At 47.0% G+C, this 25,186-nt stretch carries 26 protein-coding genes; 11 read left to right on the forward strand and 15 right to left on the reverse strand.

Annotation, left to right across the window (positions count from 1 at the left end):
• Nucleotides 1-1,143 precede the first annotated feature (1,143 nt).
• Nucleotides 1,144-2,373: a sodium/glutamate symporter gene (gene gltS / locus BIT28_RS20045; RefSeq protein ID WP_075766749.1), complete on the reverse strand. Its 1,230-nt coding sequence runs from the start codon at nt 2,371-2,373 to the stop codon at nt 1,144-1,146.
• 1,382 nt (nt 2,374-3,755) lie between these two features.
• Here gltS and BIT28_RS20050 point away from each other — a divergent pair.
• Both BIT28_RS20050 and BIT28_RS20055 read left to right on the forward strand, forming a co-directional pair.
• Nucleotides 3,756-4,571 carry a winged helix-turn-helix domain-containing protein gene (locus BIT28_RS20050; protein WP_075766720.1) on the forward strand — a complete coding sequence of 272 codons (816 nt, stop codon included), beginning with the start codon at nt 3,756-3,758 and terminating at the stop codon, nt 4,569-4,571.
• Nucleotides 4,572-4,644: 73 nt separating this feature from the next.
• A complete protein-coding gene (locus BIT28_RS20055) occupies nt 4,645-5,040 on the forward strand; it encodes a hypothetical protein (RefSeq protein WP_175577570.1) in 396 nt (131 codons plus the stop codon).
• Nucleotides 5,041-5,149: 109 nt separating this feature from the next.
• Here the strand turns inward: BIT28_RS20055 and BIT28_RS20060 are convergent, their stop codons facing one another.
• The 12 genes from BIT28_RS20060 to BIT28_RS20115 all read right to left on the reverse strand — a co-directional run bounded on the left by BIT28_RS20060 (nt 5,150) and on the right by BIT28_RS20115 (nt 14,096).
• Nucleotides 5,150-5,926, reverse strand: coding sequence for a hypothetical protein (locus tag BIT28_RS20060; protein WP_075766722.1), 777 nt, complete (start codon nt 5,924-5,926; stop codon nt 5,150-5,152).
• A gap of 10 nt (nt 5,927-5,936) precedes the next feature.
• Nucleotides 5,937-6,920, reverse strand: coding sequence for a type III secretion system translocon subunit SseC family protein (sctE, locus tag BIT28_RS20065; protein WP_075766723.1), 984 nt, complete (start codon nt 6,918-6,920; stop codon nt 5,937-5,939).
• A complete protein-coding gene (locus BIT28_RS20070) occupies nt 6,895-7,407 on the reverse strand; it encodes a SycD/LcrH family type III secretion system chaperone (protein WP_075766724.1) in 513 nt (170 codons plus the stop codon). The genes sctE and BIT28_RS20070 overlap by 26 nt, the downstream gene beginning before the upstream one ends.
• A gap of 15 nt (nt 7,408-7,422) precedes the next feature.
• Complete coding sequence (locus BIT28_RS20075) at nt 7,423-7,923, reverse strand: hypothetical protein (protein WP_075766725.1); 501 nt, start codon at nt 7,921-7,923, stop codon at nt 7,423-7,425.
• A gap of 12 nt (nt 7,924-7,935) precedes the next feature.
• On the reverse strand, nt 7,936-8,214 hold the full coding sequence (locus BIT28_RS20080) for a hypothetical protein (RefSeq protein ID WP_075766726.1): 279 nt from the start codon (nt 8,212-8,214) through the stop codon (nt 7,936-7,938).
• A 9-nt stretch (nt 8,215-8,223) separates the two neighbouring features.
• A complete protein-coding gene (locus BIT28_RS20085) occupies nt 8,224-9,225 on the reverse strand; it encodes a DUF1521 domain-containing protein (RefSeq protein ID WP_075766727.1) in 1,002 nt (333 codons plus the stop codon).
• A gap of 28 nt (nt 9,226-9,253) precedes the next feature.
• Entirely contained in the window at nt 9,254-9,565 is a 312-nt protein-coding gene (locus BIT28_RS29660) for a hypothetical protein (RefSeq protein ID WP_075766728.1), read from the reverse strand.
• 153 nt (nt 9,566-9,718) lie between these two features.
• Nucleotides 9,719-11,800 (reverse strand): type III secretion system export apparatus subunit SctV, encoded by a 2,082-nt coding sequence (gene sctV / locus BIT28_RS20095; protein ID WP_075766729.1) that lies wholly within the window; start codon nt 11,798-11,800, stop codon nt 9,719-9,721.
• A complete protein-coding gene (locus tag BIT28_RS20100) occupies nt 11,797-12,129 on the reverse strand; it encodes a hypothetical protein (protein ID WP_139310496.1) in 333 nt (110 codons plus the stop codon). The genes sctV and BIT28_RS20100 overlap by 4 nt, the downstream gene beginning before the upstream one ends.
• A gap of 15 nt (nt 12,130-12,144) precedes the next feature.
• Nucleotides 12,145-12,597: a hypothetical protein gene (locus tag BIT28_RS20105; RefSeq protein WP_139310497.1), complete on the reverse strand. Its 453-nt coding sequence runs from the start codon at nt 12,595-12,597 to the stop codon at nt 12,145-12,147.
• Nucleotides 12,590-13,012 (reverse strand): hypothetical protein, encoded by a 423-nt coding sequence (locus tag BIT28_RS20110; RefSeq protein ID WP_075766732.1) that lies wholly within the window; start codon nt 13,010-13,012, stop codon nt 12,590-12,592. The genes BIT28_RS20105 and BIT28_RS20110 overlap by 8 nt, the downstream gene beginning before the upstream one ends.
• Nucleotides 13,002-14,096: a TyeA family type III secretion system gatekeeper subunit gene (locus BIT28_RS20115; protein ID WP_139310498.1), complete on the reverse strand. Its 1,095-nt coding sequence runs from the start codon at nt 14,094-14,096 to the stop codon at nt 13,002-13,004. Before BIT28_RS20115 ends, BIT28_RS20110 begins: the two co-directional genes overlap by 11 nt.
• Nucleotides 14,097-14,434: 338 nt before the next feature.
• Here BIT28_RS20115 and sctN point away from each other — a divergent pair, with 338 nt between their 5' ends.
• The 9 genes from sctN (at nt 14,435) to BIT28_RS20160 (ending at nt 21,157) form a co-directional block, all read left to right on the forward strand.
• The gene (sctN, locus tag BIT28_RS20120) at nt 14,435-15,733 is read left to right on the forward strand and encodes a type III secretion system ATPase SctN (RefSeq protein WP_075766750.1); all 1,299 of its coding nucleotides are present in this window, start codon (nt 14,435-14,437) and stop codon (nt 15,731-15,733) included.
• A gap of 2 nt (nt 15,734-15,735) precedes the next feature.
• Nucleotides 15,736-16,206, forward strand: a complete 471-nt coding sequence (locus tag BIT28_RS20125) for a flagellar FliJ family protein (RefSeq protein WP_075766734.1) — start codon at nt 15,736-15,738, stop codon at nt 16,204-16,206.
• A 100-nt stretch (nt 16,207-16,306) separates the two neighbouring features.
• The gene (locus BIT28_RS20130) at nt 16,307-16,801 is read left to right on the forward strand and encodes a hypothetical protein (RefSeq protein ID WP_075766735.1); all 495 of its coding nucleotides are present in this window, start codon (nt 16,307-16,309) and stop codon (nt 16,799-16,801) included.
• Entirely contained in the window at nt 16,798-17,886 is a 1,089-nt protein-coding gene (locus BIT28_RS20135; protein WP_075766736.1) for a hypothetical protein, read from the forward strand. Before BIT28_RS20130 ends, BIT28_RS20135 begins: the two co-directional genes overlap by 4 nt.
• Before the next feature lie 3 nt (nt 17,887-17,889).
• Nucleotides 17,890-18,546, forward strand: a complete 657-nt coding sequence (gene sctR / locus BIT28_RS20140; protein ID WP_075766737.1) for a type III secretion system export apparatus subunit SctR — start codon at nt 17,890-17,892, stop codon at nt 18,544-18,546.
• Nucleotides 18,547-18,570: 24 nt separating this feature from the next.
• On the forward strand, nt 18,571-18,837 hold the full coding sequence (sctS, locus tag BIT28_RS20145; RefSeq protein WP_075766738.1) for a type III secretion system export apparatus subunit SctS: 267 nt from the start codon (nt 18,571-18,573) through the stop codon (nt 18,835-18,837).
• Between the two features lie 12 nt (nt 18,838-18,849).
• On the forward strand, nt 18,850-19,626 hold the full coding sequence (sctT, locus tag BIT28_RS20150; protein WP_075766739.1) for a type III secretion system export apparatus subunit SctT: 777 nt from the start codon (nt 18,850-18,852) through the stop codon (nt 19,624-19,626).
• Nucleotides 19,623-20,657 carry a type III secretion system export apparatus subunit SctU gene (gene sctU, locus BIT28_RS20155; RefSeq protein ID WP_075766740.1) on the forward strand — a complete coding sequence of 345 codons (1,035 nt, stop codon included), beginning with the start codon at nt 19,623-19,625 and terminating at the stop codon, nt 20,655-20,657. Before sctT ends, sctU begins: the two co-directional genes overlap by 4 nt.
• 152 nt (nt 20,658-20,809) lie before the next feature.
• Nucleotides 20,810-21,157, forward strand: coding sequence for a DUF6404 family protein (locus BIT28_RS20160; protein ID WP_075766741.1), 348 nt, complete (start codon nt 20,810-20,812; stop codon nt 21,155-21,157).
• A gap of 301 nt (nt 21,158-21,458) precedes the next feature.
• Here the strand turns inward: BIT28_RS20160 and BIT28_RS20165 are convergent, their stop codons facing one another.
• Both BIT28_RS20165 and BIT28_RS20170 read right to left on the reverse strand, forming a co-directional pair.
• A complete protein-coding gene (locus BIT28_RS20165; RefSeq protein ID WP_075766742.1) occupies nt 21,459-23,621 on the reverse strand; it encodes a TonB-dependent receptor in 2,163 nt (720 codons plus the stop codon).
• 486 nt (nt 23,622-24,107) lie between these two features.
• Nucleotides 24,108-25,064, reverse strand: a complete 957-nt coding sequence (locus BIT28_RS20170; protein ID WP_075766743.1) for a GntR family transcriptional regulator — start codon at nt 25,062-25,064, stop codon at nt 24,108-24,110.
• Between the last annotated feature and the right edge of the window lie 122 nt (nt 25,065-25,186).

Raw genomic sequence — 25,186 nt, forward strand, 5'->3', positions numbered from 1 at the left:
AAGAAATCAGGAGTTTAGATATAGCTAAAAGTCAGTTCGATAAACATTATAAATTATTAGTTAATTATATCTTCGAGGAAATCTTTCAAATCAGCCACAAATAGTAGATTACAGAAATATAACAGCAAATAATCGCATGTATATATTAGTACGACAGTAATAAGATGAGCATCACACTATGCATACAAGATAAAATCATCTTCAAACTTTAGCTATTACTTATAAAGCTTTTAGTAATATTCGAATTAACCCTGTCAACTCGTTAAATTTCCGCCACCATATATGCAATCCTGTTAATGCATATTGCTGAATATGATTTTGTCTTTTCTTATTAGATACTTACAAACAAAAATCAAAAGCTGGCCGTTTGTTTACACTATCAGCTGACACCTTAGTTCAGCCTCTTACCAGCTGGCATACTAACAAATCTCAAGGTTAGCTTTGGGGAGCACCGCACCGAGTATTAGGAACTGCTGCAGATAAGTTTAAATATCTGTCAAGATAAGAGTTATAAAATAAAAGTATAAGTTGAAGTATTAAGTGCCTCTGTTCGCTTCATTGTTGTTATATAAATAGAATGTTATCAAAATGAAATTGCGCTCCTGCTTTAACCAAAATTGTTGATTCAGTGTTGAGCATCCCATTTCTGTCATATATATATATGAGACATAAATTAGCATCAGGCTTCGCCTTAAAAGTTGCATAAATAACACCTGTTTTTTAAAGAAGAATACCCAACTTAAAAACTTTGGATTAAGATTATCATTCTATTCTTCTTGTCATATCACCTTTTACTCTTTCACGATAAAAGTATGCAGTAGCGAGCCATACACCTTAGAAGTAGTGAGTAGCAACAGAACAGCACTTTTTTTGGTTGCAGTACAGCTCCATTTTTACGCTACCTGAAGTATGCATCGAAAAAATTAACCATATAGATAACACTCAATAAAATGTGTTTTTATAAAGTTATATCAACCCCATAAGGTTAGGCGTTGACTTTACCCTTATTGAAAATAATATAAGCAATCAACCTTTCCTTATTCAAGGCTCCTCTAAAAAGCCGCAAAAAAGCCCAGCTAGCTAGGCACACAGCCACTCCAACGAAAATGGACTGGCTGTTTACCTAGTCTTCCTAGAGCAAAATTAGAAGTTCGCCAGGAAGTACGGAATGATCAGCGCATTGGCCAAATCGATAAAGAATGCACACACCAAAGGCACGATAATAAACGCCTGATGCGAGTTACCGTAACGCTGAGACACCGCCGACATATTGGCCATTGCCGTCGGGGTCGAACCAAGCGAAATACCACCAAAGCCCGCGCATACAACGGCGGCATCGTAGTTTTTACCCATGACAGGGAATACGATAAAGATATTAACCACAATCGCCACAATGAACTGGGCACCGAGAATCGCAAAAATTGGCCCTGCCAAGTCCACCAAAGTCCACAACTGCATACTCATAAGCGACATTGACAGGAATGTACCCAACGACACATCAGCAATTAGGGCTATTGCTGGTTTACGTGATGGCCACTTAGTACCGGAGATCCGAGGGTAAGCATCGGGAATAAGATTGGTGATCACTATCCCGGCAAACAAGCAGGTGACAAACAATGGTAGCTGCAGACCTAATTCAGCAATGGCTTCGTTAAGTATAAATCCCAAGATAGCACAGACATGAATTGCAAAAATCGCATCGAGAAAATCAAAGCCGGTAATTGTTCCGTCACCATTTTGCGACTCATCAGCAACACCGACATCCAGTTGCTCTTTGTGATCAGGCTTGAGGTCATAGCGAGTGATCAGGAATTTCGCGATTGGTCCCCCCATCAAACTTGCCAGGATCAAGCCAAAGGTCGCACAGGCAATACCAATCTCCATCGCGTTGCTAACGCCAAACCCTTCCGAAATGCGGGGAGCCCAGGCTATTGCCGTCCCATGACCGCCGATCAGAGAAACACTACCGCCCAGCATACCAACGGCAGAATCCAGACCAAACATAGCGGCAACACTGATCCCGGTAAAATTCTGGACCAGCATGTAGCCAATCGTGATAGCTAGCAGAACAACCAGAGGGATCCCGCCCTTAAGCAGATCCTTGAGGCTGGCATTGATACCGATAGTGGTAAAAAAGTACACCAGCAGGATATCCCTCGCCATCAGATCAAATTCAATTTCAATATCAGCGACGACGTAAACTAGCGCGATCAAAATTGAAAAAAGGATCCCGCCAGTAACTGGTTCGGGAATACTGAACTCGCGCAGCGGCGCGAACATCTTGTTGAGGCGACGACCGACAAAAAGAACAAGAATACCTATCGTCACTGCAAAAAAAGAACTTAGCTTTAAGACCCCATTGGCCCAGTCCATTTCCATTACTCACCCACCCTAATTCGCATCTAGTTGATATACCCAAGCTACCTCAAGATGCTCGTTTCAGCGAGAATTACTTGGCTTGTAGGCTAGGCACCGATTAGAAAATCTAGTGGCTCTAAATTAATAATCGGTAACAACGCATAGAAGCCAAGTAAACTCGCCCTTTGGGAGTGAGCCAGCGCGCCCATTTCTGTGTCAAATAACGTTGAAAGGGAATACCATTCCTACCGTCATTTTCCTTGAACTGAGTGCGCTGGTCTCACTCTGAATCCTGCATCTTGAGGTAACTTGGGTATAACAGCTAACAAGTAACATTTTCTTTGACAACAATTCCCATCACTAACATTAGCCAATGAAAATCAATTAAACAGAAAATCACTGTTCAATTATTAACTACAAGAGCTTAACCAAGGGTGAATTAGTCTGATTTATCAGACACGAACATTTAAATAATATGCACGTTATAATTAATTCAGACTTCAAATTAATTCCGTCTGCCGGGCTTTTTTAATTCATAGCTTCAAGGTATGGATATGCCGGGATACATGCGCATTAATTAATTTATTTTCATAATAGCAACATGAAGCACTGCAACTTGAGCATAAAAACATATTCCGATCGCGCATAGAGACATACCATTATTCATCCTTGTGATGACGTACTACATTTACTCTCAATACGCATATCCGACTAATTTCAACTCAACTATTGAGGCTGATTTAAATCACAAAAACATTATGGATTCAACACACTTTTCATAGATATACTTGAGCTAAAGCATATACATTCAAGTACAATAAAATGGTATTAAAGAATTAAAAGTTAAAAATATTATCAAGCTAAAAATCACATTGACATCAAAAAAATATATTATTATTCACTTTCTTTAATAAATTCAATTTTTATAAATGTATTCATTTTCTACATAAAAGAACGACAGTGCTATTCCACTTCACCTACCAGCGATAACTACCTGTGTAATATAAATGATGAAACGCTAATATTTGCACTTGCTAATATAAGACACTCACTCAAAAAAACAGCACTTTCATTGAACACTTAGTAAGACTTATGAATCTATCTTATATGCATCATAGTTACCAAAATTTCAAACTAAAACGTTTGAACAAGCCAATTTTATGAATAAGAAAGCTCAAATAACAATGACACCTAACGAAATGAAGTTTTTACTCTACTCCTATTTGTGTCAAAAAAACATGATAAAATTAACAATTATGATTCAAGGAGCAATCAAACTAATTTAATAATGGTAATGTTGGACACTCTTGTTACCAAACAAGTCAGTTGGCATATGATTAATAAAGCAACAAAAAGTAACTCTTACGTTGCGACTTGAACAAGAAGTGAGAGCTTTAATGTATAAAATAAAAGATTGGATTCTCATCAAAGATGCATCACTTTTGCGCCATTCCGAGACCAATGAAGAAAAGCGTATTGGCAGCCATGACTTTCTAGTCTTATTGGCACTCTGTTCTGAAGCTGGCATGGTTGTTTCTAAAGAAACAATCCTTGAAAAGGCATGGCCAGGGAAGATAGTCTCTGACAGCTCTATCACTCAGGCTATCAGTAACATACGTACTCTAATAGGTGATAACGGCAAAGAGCAAAAGTGGCTTAAAACCATCGCCAAAGTAGGATATAAACTCGAGAGCGAAATAGTCAAAGACATCTCAAAAGAGGAGACTTGCGAAGATAAAAATAACGATAGTTCAGCTATTGCTTCTCCTATAAAAACATACTCATCACAATTAAAAATTGAGCCATTTAATATAGCAAAGAAAAAATGGCCGTATTTTTCTGGTTCTCTTATTTTCATGGTTTCATTTTATTTATTAGGAGATGCTCCATACTTACCATATCTTAGTGAGATTAAGCCTAGTAAGTCCATAACACCTAAGCAAGTTTATTCGGATAGCATATTAAACATTTATTCAGATAACGATGAGTTCACCAATAATATTTCAGAGTCTATTAATAATATATTAATTTCAACATCAAATAATAAACGACCAAAGTCAATTTATTTAATGTTGAAGAAAGACTATCTATCAATCGTAATTATTGATAATAATAAATTACCACACAATATGATTATCCTTCTTGAAAACAACGAATCTATATCTGAAATAGAAAATCTTACAATTAAAGAGGTCGATCGTTTTGTATCTTAAAAGTTTTTTCCTTGCCAGTTCAATGGCAGTATTTAGTATCAGTAGTTGGGATTTCATGAATAAGAAGCCAGCGATGGCATACAGTGGGGCCTATGACTTAAAATCTACAGGCAGCTCTTACCACGGAAAAAAAAATATCGAAGTGTTCATTGAAGATCAGAATATCGATATTACAACGATATTCTCAGAGTCAGGGCTAAAGAACATCGTAGAAGTGCATACGAAGGGAACCATCACAAAGGACAACAATGGCCAATATTCAATGAGCATTACCGATGAAAACTACAGTAAAGGATTGATTGCCTCTGCAAGTGACATCCGCATGTATAATGACTTACTCAGTGCTGCAAGGAAGCTTCCAGGCCATAATAAGTGGAAGGTGGTGGAATCAACAGAGAACTACATTGTGATTGCAACCAACCATGGTGACGGGCACTTGATGGCGCTGAATCGTTACCAAGTCAACTAGATGAACAACCTGCCTAAAAAATAAGACACCTCTAATGAGGTGTCTTGTGTGACGTTGTCACATAGTATTATCAATGCTTACTCACCAACTTCTTGGTAAATAAGCCACTTTATGCTCTGACGATACTCTTCATCGATTCCTGCTGGCTTCGCATGACTTCTTCCAGCTTTTGACGGGCATCCCGGATGACATCAAGGTAGAACTGCATTTGCTGGCCTTCATCTTCCATTGCCGTCTCATGCACCTTCTGATCGGCCTCCAACACCTTGCCGTCAGCCTGTTTCTGCTTGGCATGATAATCAATCTGCGTCGTCAGTAACTGGCCAACGCCGGTCAGGATCTGGGTTTTAGCCTGTTGAATGCTATTCACCGTCTGCAGCTTTGCATCAGAAATGTCCATCTTCAGTGCTTTCACACCGCCGCTCACCTGCATTGCACCAGAAGCAATCGAAATACCGGCTGAGATCCAGCCTGACAGGCGCTCTAACTCAGCCTGTTCGCGTATCTTATCAGCCTGCCCCAGAATACTACCGACGGCCGCCTCTCGTTCAGTCATCCTGCTTTCGCGTGCCTGCTGACGCTGCGTCGTCGCAAGTTGGTGCATCAAGGTCAAAATATCACTGATCTGGACCATCGTATCTTCATGATCCAGTCTGCTTATATCCTTGATAGCCATCGAGTAGTCAGCATCGTTTCTCGCTACTGGCAACTCCAGCGACACAGCCCCATTTGGCCGGTTTGCTGTCACCGTGCTTGTGTGCTGCAAAAGAACAGGTGCTGTATTAGCCGCCTTAGCCGTACTACTGCCAGCTAAGGAGGCTGTCTCATCAAGAGCCAAACCCTGCTGATGGAGACTTGGGCTCTGTGTATTTACTGCTGTTATCATACCTTCCTCCTTATGCGTTGATATAGCGCGCCATCTGTGACCTTGAATCCTGACCACTGGATAAAATCGCCATCACGTCAGAAACGTTATCCTGCATTTTCTGAAGGAGTTCCTGCACCCGGTCCATTTCCTCTTGCATCATAAGCTGCAAACGCTTGAGGTAGGCACTGATCTCTTTGGCATCGGCTCTGCTCATATCGGACTGGTATTTTGCCTCTGTCGAAACAGCCTGCGCCGTCCCTTGCCCGATAGCCGACACCCCGGCGGCAATCTTGGCCCCCTGGCTGACGATTTTGGCAACTTTCATCGCCGTCGTCGTGGCTGCAGCCGCTGCTGTTGTGGCCCCCGCGCCAAGACTCAGGGCAATACCAGCAACCATAATTGCCACATTGGCCGCAATTTGTGCCGACTTCTCATCCATACCAAACGCCTGAAATACCTCTGCCACAGCATCGTTCATCCAATTCCCTGTCTCTGAGGAAATTTGCTGTGTCAGCATCAATGCCGCACCTGCCAGCATCATCGCCGCTGCAGGGGCACCCACTCCCGTTGCAATCAGGGCAACCGAAGCAATGACTGTTGCAATTGTTGCAATCCAGCCGAAAATCTTGGCGAAAAGACCGCCTTTCTTCGCTTCAGCCATTTTTTCAATAGACTCTTGAAGCTTTTCAATACGTTGTTCATGCATGGCCTTGTTCTTGGCCTGCATACCTTTGATATCGTTGGTACTGAGTTTGAGTTGTTGATCTTGCAGTTTCATCTGCACTTCCATCAGCGCGCGGCTGACGTCTTCCTGATCGGCCAGTGGCATATCAAGTATGGGCGGCCGGGTCGCAGAGGGAGCCTGCGCCTTGTCCGTTCCCCTACTCACCTCTACGGCCTGGGGTACAGATGCTTGAGTCACCGCTTGCTTGAGGTTTTCAACCAATGCTTGTTGATTGGTTTGCAACCCCGGAGCCGCAAACTTGTCACTCAGCGGATTCATGGGATTCATTCTCTGTCTCCTGAAGTGATGCACTTAGCTGCTGATATATCGTGGCAGCCTTGTTGCACAATTCATCAAATTTCGAGTGCTTTTCTGATAACTGACTAGCCGCATAAAAGCCGCTGCTTGCCTTCTCGCGCTGTCCAAGAGCCAAATAGCATTCGGCAGCGTGATACGGCGATCTTGGGTCTTTGCCATCCAGCAGACCGGCATAACTATATGACTCAATAGCCAATTGATACTCTTTCTGCATCTGAAGGCATGAGCCCAGCGCAATAAAATGGCGCAGGCCGTAATGATCAAAAAGGCACAGAAAACGAAAGACTTTTTCCGCCTCTGAATAGCTTCCTCCTTGATACAAGCCATAGCCCACCTGATAGAACGTCTCGATAGTTTCCGGACTCAGGTCATATATCTCACCGAAGGTGCCACCTCCGCTCAGATACTTTTCGATCTCGCCAAGCAGGGCCTGATTTGTTTCAGCTGCTGTCGTCATCTCACTCACCTCGAATTAACGCAAGTTACCGACAATAGAATCGATAGAAGAGCCATACTTAGACACAAAGTTAGATAGCATCTCGAAGCTGTTGTTGTACTTGCCCATCGTCGATTGCAGCTGAGCCATATCAAGCTGAGACGATGATGTCAGGCTCTCGGCCTTGTCTTTCAGGTTGGAAAGCTGTAGCTCCATGTCCTTACGGGTATAACTATCCTTGGTTTCAAACTTGGCGAAGTTGTTTTCCAGATATGACACAACTTCAGGGCTCATTGAGCCGGTATCGTCGTCCTTGGTACCAACCTTACTCATATCGTTGCGGAGTTTAGTCATAATGCCGTTCAGGCCCTGAAGATCTTTGTTCTTCGAGTTAATGTTCTCGATTTTTTCACGTACCTGGGCATCGAGCAGGTTCGAGCGATCCATCATTACCATCATCATCAAAGAATCCAACGAGGCTTCGGACGGGTTGAATGTATTGCCGGTAACGCCCGACGTAGGTGTAATCGCAGTCATATTGATTCTTCCTTAAATTGAAATACCACGCATACGACGCGGTAAATGATTAGTAGATTGAGCACTTGAAATGACCGTTGTCGTTTCAAGCTGTTGCAAGAACTGACGTTGCTCGGCCTCTCGCTGATTTTTCTGCTTGGCTGTCAACTGCCCATCAAGAATGGCCTGGAGGCGATCCAGCTTGTACCGCTCGACCAGAGTCTGGTGTTGTTGCAGGGTATCGGCTATTTCGGCTAATTTAGCATCTTGATCGGCGAGAAAAGCATCAATTGAACGTGTCTCTTCCATCATGTTGTGACCTTAACGAAGATTACCAACCAGTGAATCAATGCTTGAGGCATACTTGCTGGTGAAGTTAGAGAGCATGTCGTACGACTGGTTATACTTGTTCATCGAGGATTGCAGCTTGGCCATATCCAGCTGTGATACAGAGGTCAGACTGTCACCGAAAGACTGCATGGAGCTCAGGACATTTTTCCAGTCATCTTTGCTCAGGTAGCCATCTTCATTGGTCGGGATCTCAATATTGTTTGCCTCGAGGAAGCTCTTCATTGCTTCACTCATTTGCGGCGATGCCCCGATTGATGTGTCTTCATTAATGACAGTACGCCCGGCCATAGCCTGATCCGACGTAATTTCCGTACCAGCTTTGGTATTCCAATCGCTGGCATTACCGGCTTCATAGAAGACGGTGCCGTCATTGGTATTTCTATCGACACTCAACCCATCAAGGCTAGGGCCCGATATTTGGGGGGCATTCTCATAAATTCCTGTTACCTGGATATGCTGGTTGCCTTTGGTGATCGTCAGCGTATCCGAATAAGTCATGCCGTTATTGTCACCCGTGGTACCGACGGTAATCTTGGTGCCATCACCCAAGGCAAACGTCACGCCATCCTTAAAGTCCCAATTACCGCCATCTTTTTCAGCCACATGCGGGTCGCCCCATATCCGGGTCGAGTTACCTGCCGAATCTTTGATTGTCCATTCCTGCCTGGCCCCGCTAAGAGAAATTTCATAGCCGTTATCCAGCTTGATGGTTTTGTCATCGACCGACCATGTCGGGTTTTCAACAATATTGGTACCTTGTTGAGCCTGACGTGCTTCAGCCATATGCTGCTGTAGTTCTCGCATTTTCTGGTTCTGATCGTTGATATTGCTGATCCCGTCGCGGATCTGGCCGTCCAAAATATTGGTCCGGTCAATCATCACCGCCATCATCAAATCATTCAGTTCCGGTTTTTGCTCATTCGCATACATGCTGACGGACTGCGCCCCAGCAAGGGCATTTACAGTTGCCATTTTGTGCTCCTTTTTATAGATGGAAATATTAGATAAACACTCGCGCACCACTTCGTCCACAGCGTTGACGAACAGGCTTTTGCGAGTCTGCCTTTTGCTGCATTGCGCTGACAGGTTCAGTACCAGCCATTGCATCAACCTGTGCTGTCGCCTGTTGCAAGTCATTCGAAGCGGTGTGAGTGTTTAATAGTTGGGTTGCACGCGAAATCGTCACCGGACAATTCGCCACAACCCTTTCCCCTTGCCTCAGCTGTTGGGCAGCTTCAGCAAGCAAGTTCTCACTACTGGTTAAGGTGGAAGCCAGCGGTTCGGGTTCAAAATTGGCCCCATCAATTGGCATTCTCGGCCTCCCTGAAATCAATTGGATTCACTTATCTGGATTTGCTTATCTGGGTTTACTTATCAATGACGCAAAAGGTATTTAGTCATGAGAACAGTGCAGAATCGGGAAATGAAAAACATGAAAAAAAGCAAATTTGAGGAATTAATCTGCTCACAATCCTATTCGATTTAAAGCCTGAACATTGACGCTATCGCTGAGTTCCTGAAACGATAGCACTGGCAGCTCATAGGCCTTAGGTTCAATCAGTTTTTTTACGTAGCGGCGAATATCCATCGCTGTGATGACCACCGGCATGTGAGGGCGGGATTGCAGATCGCCGATAATGGTTACGAGGTTATTGGTAAGGGTTTCCGACTGCGCAGGATCCATCGCAAGATAACTCCCGGCAGATGTTTGACGAATTGCCGCGCGAATAGTTTCCTCGGCTTCCGGCGTCAGCATAAAAGCGGGCAGCATATTTTGTTCATTACTGTATTTATGGCTGATATAGCGCTTCAGTGAGATACGAACATACTCGGTAAGCTGAATCACCGACTTCTCTTTTTGACTCCATTCGACCACAGCTTCCAATATGGCCCGCAGATTACGGATCGAAATTTGTTCTGACACCAGCCGCTGCAGGATCTCGGTCAGTTTGAATACCGGCAACTGACGCTGCACTTCACGCACCAATTCCTCAAATTCGCCTTCCATGTGCTCAAGCAACTGACGCGTTTCCTGTACACCAATAAAATCCTGCGCATGCTTGATCAACACCTGGTGAATATCAGCCAGCACAGCATCAATAACCGACACGCTGACCAACCCAAGACCAATCACTTCCTGGTCTGTTTTGCCTTTTATCCAGAATAACTGCCGGCGGTTAAACCGCGCCTGTTCATAATTCAGGCCGAGGATCTGCAGTTGCTGCTCTTCGGCATATACCAGCACCGCATCGCCCAGTAACTCTCCCGACAAAACGGGGATCTCGTGCACATGTAGTTGAAACTCGCCTTTGGACCTCACACCTTCATCGGGAGCATTATCGGCGACCATGCCGGGCTGGCAATACAAATGAATGGTCGGATAAGGAACGCCGAGTTCCTTGGTCAGGTTTTGACGCAACTCAGCCAGTGAGGAAGACAGAGCATCAGCTTGAAACCCATGGCCTTCAAGTTCAACAATAGATAGCGACAGTGGCACGGTCAGGGAGAAGCCTTCTTGACCACTTTCATTGGCAGGTGAATCAGGTGCTGAAGAGGATAGCTGTTGGCCACTCTTTTGAGCGTTTTTTGATTGTTTTTTTAGCCATTGTGACGCCACTCCCAGCCCGGCCGCCAATACCAGAAAAGTGACGGTAGGAAAGCCGGGCACCAGCGCAAACAACAGCAAGATGATACTGGCAATCATCAGGGCATTGGGTTGATTGGTGATCTGGCTACCGATGTCTTTACCCAGATCAGCCGATACCTCAGCCGATACCCGAGTCACAATCATGCCAGAGGTTATCGCAATAAACAGCGCCGGTATCTGTGAAATCAAGCCATCACCTATGGTCAAAATGGCATATATTGACAGGGCTTCCCCAGCAGGCAAACCACGCTGCACGACACCAATCGTGATCCCGCCGAGCAAGTTCACCACAATGATAATCAAACCGGCAATCGCATCCCCTTTAACAAACTTCATGGCACCATCCATAGCGCCGTATAGCTGCGATTCTTTCTCTACTCGATTGCGCCGAAGCTGGGCCTCCTCCATATCAATAACCCCGGCGCGCATATCACCATCGATACTCATCTGTTTGCCCGGCATCGCATCCAGACTGAAACGTGCCGACACCTCGGCAACCCGCTCAGCCCCTTTGGTGATCACCAGAAACTGCACAATCGTGATGATTAAGAAGATCACCGCGCCCACGACCAGATTGCCACCCACCACAAAATTGCCAAAGGTATAGACTATCTGCCCGGCATCCGCCTGTAGCAGGATTAATCGTGTGGTGGTAATTGAAAGCGACAGGCGAAACAATGTGGTCAGCAACAGCAGTGATGGAAAGACAGTAAATTCCAGCGGGGTGTGGATGTAGATCGCCATCATCATCAAGATAACCGCAATGCCCAGGTTGATAGCAATGAGTACGTCCACCAGCTCCGTTGGCATTGGCAGGATCATCATAAAGACCACGGCTATCAACAGCAGTGCCAACAGCAGATCATTACGGCCGGTCAGGCGGCTAAGCAGAATTTTCACAACAGCTCCTCAGGGGGACAACGAAGCAATACCTCTCTGGCCAACTGGTGATATCCCAGTGCATATAGGGCAGAAGCTTCAGCCCTGCGAACCACAAGACGATGCCGCAAGGCAATAGGTACCACAGACAAGGCTTCCAGCGCCGACTCATACTCATCAAGATAGTTATGGAGCTGTGGACGTAAGGCACAGGCCATGTCATCACCATTAGCGGCTAACCAATGCGCAACAGGCATCGCCAACGCCCATTGCTGCTGCTCGAGAAAGTTTGTCAGCAAGGTTTGCATCGCAGACTTTGCTTGTTCAACGTCCATTTGACTGGTGACCACGTTAACTCCCATTAGCTAAGGCCCCATCAAGCCAGATTTGATCAAGTGGATTTCTCGTTGCACAAGCCATAATGCCTGAACAACCTCAAGCGCCTGCTTGGCCTCTGGCGTGGTCTGGGTTGTCAGAAACTGACCAAGCTGCTGACAATGCAAAGCACTGATCGTGGCAGGGGTTGTGTCTTGCTCTGCCCGGTACCATTGGCCCAAAGCAATACTGGACAACGGAGAGAGGACTTTGGCCTGGTTTTGAACTTGTCCTTGAGTCTGGTTTTGAACTTGTCCTTGAGTTTGAATTGAAGTAAGACGGACTGCAGACGGCATGCGGGAAACAGGTAACGTCTTTATTCGATCGTGTCTGCCTGCTCCACCTTGTCCAACTGAATCAACTTGCCCAACTGGTACACTTTGCCCGGCTTGCCCAGGCGCATCTGAACGGAAAAAACGGAACCGGAGAGGCAAGTTAACCATACGTCGTGTGTGACCTGTTCTGCAAACTGGCAGCCTTCTCTGTCAGCCACTGGAAATGGCGACAAAGGAAGCTAGTACGCAAGTTTATTAAGGGAAGTTGGCTTACCAGCCACAGTCGCTCCTGCCTGTCGATCACAACCTGGACAGGCAGAGGTGAAGCAGCAAGCAAGAGCAGTAAATCTGCCACTTTCTTTTCCGGTCCGCTGTCATTGACGGGAGCCAGCAGAGACAGCCAATTCTGCTCCCAACGTAGTTCGATATGATTATTGACCGAAGGGCAAGTCGAGTAGCTATCAGGCAGTGTGATACTAAGAACGCCCGAGGGCTGATCGAATAGTGCAGACTGGTGATCCGGAATGACATTTTCCAATCCAGCCAGAAACTCCTTAACTGCAAGCTGAGCATTACTGTCCATCCAACCACATCTCTTCTTTGTCTATGGTCTCGTCGATGCACTGCTGCAAACTGTCCATAACCCGACTCCGCTGTTCTTGCGAGGGGTACAGGGCATCCGGCAATTCAGCGGCGAGTGCTTTGATACCTTGTTGCATCACAACCTGTGCAGACAAAGAGGCAACATTCAGACGCTGCATCGCCTGATCCATCTGACGGGTTGTTACAAACTGGCTATCAGGAATAGAAAGCACCTGCTCCATCAGTTGCTCTGCTTCTATGGGAGAAAAAAACTGATTTTGTACTTGGCGAGCCAAATCACTCACCTGCTCAAAAATCCCCTTTAGCTGTTTTAGCTGATTGAGATTCTGCATCACCATAGCCAGCACTCCTCGTTCCTGGCTGGGTTCCAGCGCATGGTAATCTGCCGACAAGGCCCGTTGCTGAACATCGACAGCATTGTCAAAGGTGCCGTACTGCTTCATCATACCGACAAGCTGACGCCACACCTTACCGTGGCTCTGGTAATCAATAAGCTCCCGGTACGACTGCCTCGCTGAAGACAGCTGCTCCACCGGTAAAGCCTCGGAGAAAACATGAGAGGTATTCAGGCCAGCCAAGATGGTTTTGGCATTTTTAGCCTTGAATTCACTGAGGGCATTTTCATAATGCTCTTTATCTTGAGGATCACTGGCCTCGACCAGCACCTGACCGGCCAAATACTGCAGCGATTCATCTTGGCTGAATGACTTGAGACTTTGAATGAAAGATTCTGTCGTTTGCGAGCGGCCCAGATTGGCAGAAACAAAATCCACCAACTTATGCTGCTTTTGCAAATCGGGGGCTTGTTCCAGATACTGCTGAATTTTCTGTATCCAAGCCAGACGCGCCTGATCGTTTTTATCCGACTTTCTTTCCGCCATCGACTTGGGGCGTTTTTCCGCCAGAGCAAAGCTCAACTCTTCAGCCGAGTCAGCCAGGCTAGTGTTTGCTAACACCGCGACACTGCCAGCAGGTGCCTGATTACCGGAAACAGCCCTCTGCTGCCCGGCCTGTACACCGCCAGCAGCAAAATTACCCGGCATGTGTCCTGAAATGTCTGCCACGCCAACCCCTTGCTCAATCTACACAATATCCTCTACATAACTTCCATGTTGTATGAAATAAGCAGGTAAAAAGCCTAAAAAAAACCTCAAAAATCACTGTTATTGCGCTTCAGGAGTGATTCACAGTTTTATTAAGACTCTATTTTCCAACTGAGCCACAATCGCGTCCAAGAACCACGTTTTGTTGATGGGATCACCGATTGCCAAACCACCAGAACCCGACAAACTCATTACCATGTGCGATACCGAGAGAGCAGCCGAGTGTCTTACCAAGAGAGCAAACAAAGACAGACAAGCTACCTAAGACCCTTGCTGAACAACTCGCATCTCTTCGCCACATTGTTACGCGTCCCTACTCTTGCCAGAGCGCAGGCAAAGTAACGGGGGTAACCGGCAATATCATCCGCTCAGTGCTGCCCGATGCTGCGATCGGTCATATGTGCCGTCTTGAAACACCACATCAACCAACCCTGTATGCCGAGGTTGTCGGGATCCAATCCCCTTATGCCCTGCTGACCCCGTTAGGTGAATCACGAGGGATATCGAATCAAACCCTGGTCATCAATGAAAAACGCCAGCATGAAATTTGGGTCAGCGATGCCGTACTGGGAAAAATGCTCAATGGGCTCGGTATGCCGATGGACGGCAGCTCACTTCATCATGCCCCTTCAAGCCTCAATGCCAACGGCCAATGGCGCCCGGTTTTTAATGCCGCGCCCAACCCGATGACAAGGCCCCCTATCAAAGCACCGCTCGCCTTAGGGGTCAGGGCGATTGATGCCATGCTCACCATGGGCGAAGGACAACGAATGGGGCTGTTTGCCGCTGCCGGAGGGGGTAAAAGTACGCTGCTCTCGATGATTCTTGCCAACACCGAGGCCGACATCATCGTACTGGCTTTAATTGGGGAACGTGGCCGTGAGGTCCGGGAATTCGTCGAGTTACACATGAGTGAAGAGGTGCGGAAGAAAGCGGTTTTGGTGATTGCAACCTCCGATCGCCCTTCCATGGAGCGAGCCCGGGCTGCGCTTGTTGCAACAACCATTGCCGAACACTACCGCGAGCAAGGGCGAAAAGTCTTATTGATGATGGACTCACTCACCCGATTTGCCCGAGCGATGCGTGAAATGGGATTGGCGGCAGGCGAGCCCCCGACACGACGTGGCTTTCCACCTTCAGTCTTTGAGCAGTTGCCGCTGCTGTTAGAGCGTCCCGGCAACACAGAGCAAGGGTCAATAAGCGCGCTGTATACCGTGCTGGTCGAAGGCGACGACATGACTGAGCCCGTTGCTGACGAAACACGCTCCATCCTTGACGGGCATATTATCCTGTCTCGCGAACTCGCTGCCGCAGCCCATTACCCGGCAATTGATGTACTACGAAGTGCCAGCCGGGTGATCAACCAAATCACCACGCCAGAGCACCGCCAGGCAACCGAGAAAATTCGACACTGGATGGCGACCTATGAAAAGAGCGAGCTATTAATTCGACTGGGTGAATATCAACGCGGTACCGATCCTGCTACCGATATGGCGATAAGCAAACAACCCGATATTCGGAGCTTGTTATGTCAGGCCACCCATGAGCGCAGTTCATTCACCGATAGCCTGCAGCAGCTACTCAATCTGAGCCGCTAAGCATGTGGCAAACCCTTGTTGATATCAAAAACCGACGCAAACAAGCCGCCAAGTTATTGGTTAGCCAAGCGACCTCCCAACTTACAGAGGCCCAGGCAAACCTCGCAGTACTTGAGCAACAGAAATCACAACTACAGCAGAGCTATCAGGTACTGGCCGTTGCCCCGTTCAGCGAACAAGCCTTGATGTCGCAGCACGCCCTTGATAACTGGCGACAACAACTGGCGATTGAGCAACAACATATTAATGCGCTTACCCAACAGATAAGTGAACAGCAGCAGCAGATTTCCCGATTGCAAACACAGCTAGACCAGCGTCGGGCTGATTACCAACAAGCTCAATTTAAGCTCGAGAAATCAAAAGAGATCAAACAGCTATATGAAAATGCCGATATTGCCCAGCAACGCCAGCAGGAAGACAACGCCCTCGACGAACTCACCTTTCGCCGACGCTCAGCAGGCTTCGAGAGCTAGTCAAAAAGCAGCCTCCAAAAAACCGGGAAATCAATATAACCAAAAGCAATGTGATGCCAAGCAACATAATGAGAACCGGGACGACAAAAAGAGTGAGGCAATGGACAATCACCCTGCCGATGTCGGCCTTTTTTCGCGACTGATCAATAGTCCAGAAGGCGTGACGACACCACAATCAATAACACCTGTGGCAAACGCTCGAAGTGAAGCAGAACCCGCGCTAACAGCCAATCAAGCGGTAAAAGAAAATCAGGGCATTCAACAAATCAGGCAATGGGCTGATCGCCTGTGGCTCAATGCACAGCGGGATAATTTGATACTGACAACATCGATTGGCTCGGCACCAGTCACAGTCAAATCAGCCGTTGAGCAAGGACTCGTCAATATTACGATTTACTGTGCCGACCCGGCATTCACCGACAAGATGCGAGCAGAGAAACGTCATCTGGATCGCAAGCCCGGCCTCCAACATGTCAGAACCTGCATCAAATACCAAGAGCTAGACCAGGAGCTAAACCAAGGGCTATACCAACAGCCGCCTGCCTATGATTCTTCGCTATCGTCAGAAGATGATATTGAGGAGATACAGGTATGAGTCAGCTCTCTCATCGCAATAACCAACAACACCTCAAACAGTGGATCGGGCAATATACACAAAACTATTACAGCGAAATCACATCAAGTGGCTCTCAGTGGCATTGGCAGCTTTCGATAGCAAAACAATCACCATGCTGGTTGGTCAGCGGATCAGCCAATAACGCAGCCTTTGAAATTCATTGCGACCCGCAAGCGTTGCTCAGCTTTATCAAGCCCGCCGTCACTCATGATGTGTTCACCGCCTTGCCGACGGCATTTCAGATGTTATTGGTACAGCAAGCCTGCGAGGTTTGGTTTAGTGCCACTGCGACAGCCACCGTCACTAACCCTGCCTCAGTCTCAGTCCCGGCCCAATCGGAGCCACAGTCTGTCATCGTTGAAACATGCCTGTCTCTCAGCGGCGACACAACAGATTCACTTCTCTGCCTGTCTGCCTCCCTGCTGAATACTGACACTTCGGTTAATGTACAAACGAGCACCGCGAAGTTTTTCTTTTTGCCTGATGAGGTAAACACCAACCCATTGTTAACGGCGCTGTTTTCAGGCTGGCCGCCTCGACCTATCACAGATCATCCTCAACCTCCGGTTCGAGCCAACTTACTGGCCGGATATCAATGGCTCACACAGCATGAATGTGAGCAGCTACACGCCGGAGCCATATTGTGCCAAGGAGTGTACTTCTACCCGCAGCCTCTTATTTGCATCGAAGGAGATAATAAAACCAACAACGATAGGGACTACAAAGGGTACTTAGTTTCAGAGCAGTCTGGCAGCTCAAACATACAAGTACTCGATCTCTCTCATCTCTCCTTGAGCCCCCCGGAGCCAGACAGCTACTGGCTGCTCATGGAGTCAGCGTCATTGCTGTTAACAGCCAAGCAAGCAGAGGGGTTAACCTCAGAGACTCAAGGAATTCCTCCCTTTCATGGCAATCACTCACGCCCAAAAACCGTCGTGGATTTATACCTGGTTTCAGGCACCAATAAGCAAAACTGCGGGCAGGCCGAAATCGTCGAGTATGGTGGTCAGTTAGCTCTGCAGCTCATCCAATGGTATCCACTAGCCAGAACAACAAGGAGCTGACAGATGCTCAATATACCTGATCCCTTTACTCTGATTGCCGGGTTGGCAATGCTGGGGCTGGTTCCGTTTATCGCCATGATGGCCACCTCCTTTGTCAAACTGGTCGTCATCTTTTCGTTGATCCGCAATGCGCTGGGGGTACAACAGGTCCCGCCTAACATGGCCCTGCACGGTCTGGCCCTTATTCTGACTATCTTCATCATGGCGCCGGTCGGCTACCAGTGTTATTACGAAGCGTTAGATCTCACTGTCGACTGGGAGAATACCGAGCAGGCCTTAGGTGCCATCGGCACCATACTTGAACCCTACCGTCAGTTCCTCCTCAATAAAGTCAGCCCGTCGGAAGTCAGCTTCTTTGCCGATACCGCCAAGCAGCTGTGGCCCGCCAATCAGCAAGATGTGATCACCGAGCAAAACTTTCTGGTGCTGATCCCGGCCTATACCGTCGGCGAGCTTACCGCCGCCTTCAAGGCTGGTTTCCTGCTCTATCTGCCTTTTATTGCCATCGATTTAATCGTCTCGAACATCCTGCTGGCAATGGGCATGATGATGGTCTCCCCGATGACCATCTCGCTGCCCTTTAAGCTGCTGCTGTTTGTGTTGCTCGACGGCTGGCCCCGCCTGACTCACGGCATTGTTCTGAGCTACCAGTTGAGTTGATGTTAATCATGCGAGGAGAAAAACATGGGACAAGCTGAATTAGTTGCAATGACGGCGCAGGCGATTCAGCTGGTATTGCTGCTCTCACTGCCTCCTATTGTGGCAGCCGCATTAGTGGGCACCTTGGTCGCCCTCCTTCAGGCGCTGACTCAGGTACAGGAACAGACGCTGTCGTTTGTGATCAAGTTGATCGCAGTGATCATGGTGTTGTTCTTCACGGCACACTGGCTCGGCGGACAGCTCTATCAGTACAGCCTCCATCTCTTTGACTCCCTTCCCGATGTACTCTAGAGATAACTGGCTATGAATGGACTATCCGATCTGATCCTGGCTTTCAGCCTCTGCCTGCCACGTTTCTTTGTTGCCCTGATCTTAATACCCGGCTTTGCCAAACAACTGCTCGGTGGGGCCGTTATACGTAACAGTATTGCCGCAGCACTTGCCCTCCCGCTGCTGCCAAGCGTGATCCCCCATCTTGACGAGGTGCAATCCAACGCCATGCTGATCGGACTCATCGCCAAAGAAGCCGTTATTGGCCTCTTTATCGGATTCATCAGTGCGATACCGTTCTGGGCCATTGAAAGTGCCGGCTTTGTTATCGACAACCAGCGAGGCGCCTCGATGGCCAGCACCCTTAACCCGCTTTCGGGGGACCAAACCTCGCCGCTAGGTATCCTTTTCAACCATGCCGGTACCAGTTTGTTTTTTATCACCGGCAGTGTCTTGTTGTGGCTCAGCGCCTTTTACAAAACCTTTCTGCTCTGGCCCATGACCGACTTCCCGCCACAGCTGGTTTTTCACTCTGTCACACTGGTTTTCGAGAGTTTCTCAGAACTAATGAATATCACCTGGCGATTGGCCGCACCGGCTGTCATCACTATGTTCCTGAGTGAATTCGGCCTTGGCCTAATGAACCGGTTCACACCACAAATGAATGTCTTCTTTCTTGCGATGCCAATCAAAAGCGGGATTGCCCTGCTGGTTCTGCTGCTCTACATCAGCCTGTTTTTTGATGCCTTCTTGCTCGAACTGGCCGATATCTTCCTGCTTACCGAGCAACTTAAGGCCTGGCTACCATGAGCGAAAAAACGGAAAAACCGACTCCCAAAAAAGTTCGCGACGCCCGAAAGAAAGGACAGGTTGCCAAGAGCAAGGAGATCCCATCGCTGGCAATCATGCTGGTCACTATGATGTGGCTGGTCATTGACCATGGCAGGATCATGGGCAAGCTCGAAGCCTTGTTCACGCTGCCTACCCGCCTGCTGGATCTGCCATTCAATAAAGCTGCCGAAATCGCTCTTGAACACACTTTTACCTTGATCTTCGAGTTACTCGCCCCCTTTCTAATGGCAATTGCCGTTGTCGGGATCATTGCCAATATCGGCCAGTTCGGCCCCGTATTTGCCTCGGAAGCCCTGAAGATCGACCTGAACAAGCTCAATCCCGCATCTGGGGCAAAACGGATTTTCTCGGTCAAGAACGTCGTCGAATTTGTCATATCTCTGCTGAAAATCTTAATCCTCGGCTTAATGGTGACACTAGTATTGCGCTTTCACCTCCGAGATATTTTGCTGCTGCCCTACAACCCGATTCAGGCATTGCTTCCTGTGGCCGGGCAGCTATTTCTGTTGCTGTGCCTGTTCGTGATATCACCGTTAATTTTGATCGCTATGCTGGATCTGCTCTACCAGCGCTACAACCACGAAAAAGAACTTAAAATGAGCAAGGACGAGGTGAAACGGGAATACAAAGACAGCGAGGGAAATCCGGAGATTAAAGGCAAACGCAAAGAGTTTCATCGCGAGCTACAGGCCAACACAATGCCCAAGCAGTTAAAGAAGACATCGGTCGTAGTAGCCAACCCAACCCACTTGGTCGTCGGTCTGTGGTACGACGACGAAGACTGTAAAATCCCCGCCGTCTCTCTTAAATATCGTGGAGTTCAGGCAAGAAAGCTCAGAAAGCTGGCCGAAAAACAAGGTATCCCGGTACTGGAAAATATCCCCCTCGCCCGCACCCTTCATGCCGAGGCCGAACTGTACGAGACGATCCCGTCCCACTTATTTGAACCTGTCGCGGAAGTGATCCGCTGGATGAAGAGCCTTGAATAAAGGTAACGAAATCCATCATATATACTACACAGGCATATTCCACATCAAAAACTTGTGACAAAGCTCATAAACTGTTGAGGATGAGATGGGATATGTTTTGTCATACATATTTACCCAATCATTATCAATGTTAATTTACATCAGGTTATTCAATGTCTTATCACGGTAAGCTTATAGCAGCACATGAAGAGTTGGAGCAAGCGGGCGTCTGGAAATCAAACTTTAATCCTCCGTTGTTCCGTATTTTAAGAAAGTTAGGCGTTGAATCACCCCCTCCTTACTATCGAAGCTTCCAGTCGAATTTTCTCACCTCATTTGTATTTTTCACACCGGTGTGGGGAGTACTGATGTACTTTTTTGGTTGGCAGGCAAGCGGGAAATCACTAACAGAAACCACAATTACAGTTCTGGTGGGAGGCCTGCTATACGGACTGACAACGGCTTTGTATTACAGCTGGAAATTTAAACAATGTAAGTTGACGAGATGGGACGAGCTATAGATGTACACATTTCTACGAAACCTTATCGTATTTGGCCTTACCGGCTGGATTTCACGTTCTGCTCAGTAAAGGATTTGAACTGTTAATGTGGCTAGTTATCGTCAATAACGGAAACACGAGTAAAGCCAACGACTACGAGCATTAGGCCATAGTGCTTATAAGGACTAAATTCTGGCGCACTGACATTGTTGGAGGTACATCCATATATAGTCACCCAAATACTAAGCTCAACTAAACGGAGAACAGCCCACCACTTTGGTGAGCTGAGTTACCTTCTGGGTCGGTTTTCTTAAATCACTAATTAAAACTTAACTTGGTAATTCAAAGTGTAAGTACGACCACGGCCTTTGTAGTCGTAAGCGGCTGAATCATAGTGAGATGAGTACAAGATTTGAGCGCGCTGACCCCAAATAGTCGTATAATCTTTATCAAGCAGGTTCTGAATACCAAAACCTAGGCTACCCACTGGTAGTTGGTAGCTACCCACCAAATCAAACACTGTATAGCCGTCAAGCTTGTTTTGAGCGTCGTCTTCATAGTCAAACATAGTTTGGCTTTGTACTTTTACCGCTAGATCTGAGTCATACCAGCCAGCCCAAGCGTTGGCTTTTGAAGTACTCGCTTCGCCTGCTGTAAAGTCTTCCCAGCCGTCATCACCTTTGACTTCAGAAACAACGTAATGACCAGATGCACCAAGCTGAATGTGGTCATGTACCCAGTAAGACGCCATCGCCTCTAAACCGTAGACACGTTTCTTGTCTTCGATCTCTTCGATAAGCAGTGTTTCTTTGTTGTACTTCACTGACTTGTCAGATTGTGAGTAGTACGCCGCTGTTTGTAGCTTTAAATCCCCCGTATCTAGACGGTAACCAAGCTCGAAACTGTCGGTTTTGATACCAGACATTTTCGATTCGTTAACGTTGATGCTGTCGTCAAGTTGCCAGTGATCGCCAACAAGCGTGTAGTTGCCTTGTCCGTAATATTTAGCAGGATCGGCAAGATCGAAACCTTGGGAAAAATTAGCCCAAACTTGAGAATCACTATTTAGGTGGTAAACCGTGCCTAGGTTAAATAGACCAACAGTGTAGTCTGTTTTACCACCAGGGACAGCGTCTGCTGTCTTGCCTTTGCCAGCAGCAATTTTCTTCTGCTGGCTATATCCGACGAAATCGTCAATTTTGTTAGACATGTACTGATAGCGAAAACCACTTTCAATGGTCCAGTCATCGGAAATTGCGTAGTCAGCTTGTACAAAGCCAGCAATAGAGCTCACTTCAACACCTGGGTAGCGACCTACATGCGTATAGGTTCTGTTGATCAAGTTACCTGAATTATTAGCAATCGTTGGGTCATAAAGCGCTTGATTACTATCGAGTTTGTCTTGATAAGCGTCTACACCATAAACAATGTTAAACCTGTTGAAGCTCTTCGCCAATGCCGTCTTTAGCGAAATAACATCGGTAATTTGTTGACCTGAAGATTGGTAGTAAGGTGTGTAGGTCTGATCTTCCTCACGGTATGAAGCTTCCGCAATCAGCTGGTGACCGAAGAACCGCTCATCGACGTAAGATGCGCTAAGCATAATGCGTTCCGTACCGTGCTCACGGTCAGAATCAAAACCTTTACGTACATCAACAAAGTCACGGCCCACAATGTAAAGACCGTATGGTGAGTCTTGTTGACTATCGTAGTATTGAGCAAGAAGGTTGAGTTTCTTTGTCTCTGAAATATTAACGCCGACTGTAGTCAGGAAATCTACAGCTTTGTTGAATTGTAGTGAGCCTTGCGAAATATCTGGAGTCACAATGGTTCCGTTGGCATCGAAGAAACCTTGTGTTTCTGTATAAACAATAGAGCTGCGAGCTTGAATTTTCTCATTACCACCAGAGATGGATTGACCGATTTTGTAATCGAAATCTTCACTTGAGTTAAAGCCAGATGTACCACCAACAAATGATTCAAACTCTAAATCTGCGCTTTGCGCTTTTTTGGTGATGATATTAATAACACCACCAGAAGCACCGGCACCGTAGATAGAAGTCGCACCAGATAGAACTTCAATACGATCAATGTTAAACGGATCAATTGAGTCTAAGTAGCGACTGATTTGACGAGAAGACTGTAATGAGACGCCGTCAATCATGACGAGCATCTTACGTCCACGTAGGTTTTGACCGAAGTTGGTTCGTGCTCCGCTGCTGACATCTAAAGACGGAATGGTTGCAGCGAGAATGTCACCTAGGGACTTACCACCGCGATACTCTTGTTCGATTTGCTCAAACTCGATATACCAAACTGTACCTGGAATATCACTGATAGCTTTAGGAGTACGGCTAGCGACGACCACCATTGTGTCTTCAGTGGTGTACTCTTGGGCTTGGACTTGGGCTGCGAATACTGTGCTTGCTGCGGCTATCGCCAGGGTAACGGTGGAAAGCCTGAAACTTCCTTTTTCGGTTTTCATTTTACTCTCTATGTTTATCAATGAAAGGCAGCACAAATTCTCTTACTTGTGCGATGACTTTGCTTTTTGTTTTATGTTAATAAGCATTCGTCTCTACCAAGCGATGATGAAGATGAAGAGGCTTACATTTTGGAAAAGGAATAACGCTCTATACTGTCGCAGGCTCACCTAACACCACTAATGCGGCACTCGTGGCGATAGTCAGAGTACAAAGATTCATCCTTATCCCTTACTCAAATATAAATGAGAATTATTATTATTGTGTTTTTGCTGCGAAAATACAATATCAAGATGCAATTTTATTTTCGGTAAGTGTGTATGGTGGCAATATTGTCCCTTCGGAAGTAGGAAGAAAGTTACACCCACTGCTTTCCAGCAGGCTCTGAGGCGCCTGCCGCTGGCATAGTGAGGCGCAAAGTGATGATTTAGGTGAGGATTTCAGGCTGGACGATGGCTCTGGCAGTCGCAGTCGGACTGCCCATGGGATTAACGGCTTTTTGCAACGATGCTGTTTACCAAGCTCTCTCGCTGCGACCGAGACACATTCATCACATCGTTGTAGGTTCGTTTCATAACACGAATGTCATTTTCCAGTAGCTGAGCTAACTTTGTTGCCGCTGCCTGATTATTCCCCTTGAGCACCAGCTCAATGATATCCAGACGGCGTTGGCAGGATTTACTCACCGAAGACTGAATGTGCATTGAGACCAGATCGGTGGCTTTACGAAGGCGGTTGTGTTGCTGCATGGTACCCAGCAAAAAGCGATTGCCCGAACAGGCGGCAAGCAGTTCGTGAAACTCGGCGCTGAGACTAAAAAGTTGGCTGGCAGTCACTGCCTGAGGCTCGGCAATGGCTTGTATATGGCGATCGCGGCAGTTCTCAAGTGCAGCGCGGTCAAGCACCCAGGTCGGTTCGAGCAGACCTGCCGGCTCAAAAATCAACCGGCACCGATAGCTCTCAGTGTGCCTATCAAGGGTGTTCAGCACGCCGTCAAGCTGCCATTTGTAGCCCGGACTACGGCGAAAAATGGCATCATTTTCCAGTAAGCGGAGCACACTCTGCATCTCACCGCGGTTGGCGTCGTAACGCTGTTGCAGTTCCTTCTCGGACAATGAGGTGCCTAGCTCCCCAAAAAATAGATCCATGAGCAACCTAAGGTATAGCTGCTCCTGGCGGGTTTGTTCGCTGCCGGTGCGACCTTCCGCCTCAATGTTGACGGCGTCGACCTGTAACACGAAGCCCTTGTATGGGACAGCCTTGGTGATGCCCTGAGCAGACAAGTGATTTAACACCGCACGGAGCGGGGTTCTAGATACTTCGAACTGCTTCGCCAAAAACGATTCATTCAGGCTACTGCCGGCTTTGGCGTTCTCGGCCTTCAACCTAGCGATAACCTTGAATAACAAATCTTGTTGGAGTCGAGTGATTGCTGTCGTGTCCATGAGATTCAAAAGTGATTTTTATTCTTGGCCCCATGGTAAACATAAACACACTTGAACGCCATAAATTGTGTTTTTTGCAACAAAAACACAATAACAAGAATTATCAATACCACTGAATGTTG

The organism is Photobacterium proteolyticum (assembly GCF_001939735.1).
GTDB classification, from domain to species: domain Bacteria; phylum Pseudomonadota; class Gammaproteobacteria; order Enterobacterales; family Vibrionaceae; genus Photobacterium; species Photobacterium proteolyticum.

What these genes read in the sequence shown, in the direction of transcription:
- gltS (WP_075766749.1), bottom strand. Translation starts at nt 2,373, where the DNA reads ATGGACTGGGCCAATGGGGTCTTAAAGCTAAGTTCTTTTTTTGCAGTG.
- BIT28_RS20050 (WP_075766720.1), top strand. Translation starts at nt 3,756, where the DNA reads ATGTATAAAATAAAAGATTGGATTCTCATCAAAGATGCATCACTTTTG.
- BIT28_RS20055 (WP_175577570.1), top strand. Translation starts at nt 4,645, where the DNA reads ATGGCATACAGTGGGGCCTATGACTTAAAATCTACAGGCAGCTCTTAC.
- BIT28_RS20060 (WP_075766722.1), bottom strand. Translation starts at nt 5,926, where the DNA reads ATGATAACAGCAGTAAATACACAGAGCCCAAGTCTCCATCAGCAGGGT.
- sctE (WP_075766723.1), bottom strand. Translation starts at nt 6,920, where the DNA reads ATGAATCCCATGAATCCGCTGAGTGACAAGTTTGCGGCTCCGGGGTTG.
- BIT28_RS20070 (WP_075766724.1), bottom strand. Translation starts at nt 7,407, where the DNA reads ATGACGACAGCAGCTGAAACAAATCAGGCCCTGCTTGGCGAGATCGAA.
- BIT28_RS20075 (WP_075766725.1), bottom strand. Translation starts at nt 7,923, where the DNA reads ATGACTGCGATTACACCTACGTCGGGCGTTACCGGCAATACATTCAAC.
- BIT28_RS20080 (WP_075766726.1), bottom strand. Translation starts at nt 8,214, where the DNA reads ATGATGGAAGAGACACGTTCAATTGATGCTTTTCTCGCCGATCAAGAT.
- BIT28_RS20085 (WP_075766727.1), bottom strand. Translation starts at nt 9,225, where the DNA reads ATGGCAACTGTAAATGCCCTTGCTGGGGCGCAGTCCGTCAGCATGTAT.
- BIT28_RS29660 (WP_075766728.1), bottom strand. Translation starts at nt 9,565, where the DNA reads ATGCCAATTGATGGGGCCAATTTTGAACCCGAACCGCTGGCTTCCACC.
- BIT28_RS20105 (WP_139310497.1), bottom strand. Translation starts at nt 12,597, where the DNA reads ATGGTTAACTTGCCTCTCCGGTTCCGTTTTTTCCGTTCAGATGCGCCT.
- BIT28_RS20110 (WP_075766732.1), bottom strand. Translation starts at nt 13,012, where the DNA reads ATGGACAGTAATGCTCAGCTTGCAGTTAAGGAGTTTCTGGCTGGATTG.
- BIT28_RS20125 (WP_075766734.1), top strand. Translation starts at nt 15,736, where the DNA reads ATGTGGCAAACCCTTGTTGATATCAAAAACCGACGCAAACAAGCCGCC.
- BIT28_RS20130 (WP_075766735.1), top strand. Translation starts at nt 16,307, where the DNA reads ATGGACAATCACCCTGCCGATGTCGGCCTTTTTTCGCGACTGATCAAT.
- BIT28_RS20135 (WP_075766736.1), top strand. Translation starts at nt 16,798, where the DNA reads ATGAGTCAGCTCTCTCATCGCAATAACCAACAACACCTCAAACAGTGG.
- sctR (WP_075766737.1), top strand. Translation starts at nt 17,890, where the DNA reads ATGCTCAATATACCTGATCCCTTTACTCTGATTGCCGGGTTGGCAATG.
- sctS (WP_075766738.1), top strand. Translation starts at nt 18,571, where the DNA reads ATGGGACAAGCTGAATTAGTTGCAATGACGGCGCAGGCGATTCAGCTG.
- sctT (WP_075766739.1), top strand. Translation starts at nt 18,850, where the DNA reads ATGAATGGACTATCCGATCTGATCCTGGCTTTCAGCCTCTGCCTGCCA.
- sctU (WP_075766740.1), top strand. Translation starts at nt 19,623, where the DNA reads ATGAGCGAAAAAACGGAAAAACCGACTCCCAAAAAAGTTCGCGACGCC.
- BIT28_RS20160 (WP_075766741.1), top strand. Translation starts at nt 20,810, where the DNA reads ATGTCTTATCACGGTAAGCTTATAGCAGCACATGAAGAGTTGGAGCAA.
- BIT28_RS20165 (WP_075766742.1), bottom strand. Translation starts at nt 23,621, where the DNA reads ATGAAAACCGAAAAAGGAAGTTTCAGGCTTTCCACCGTTACCCTGGCG.
- BIT28_RS20170 (WP_075766743.1), bottom strand. Translation starts at nt 25,064, where the DNA reads ATGGACACGACAGCAATCACTCGACTCCAACAAGATTTGTTATTCAAG.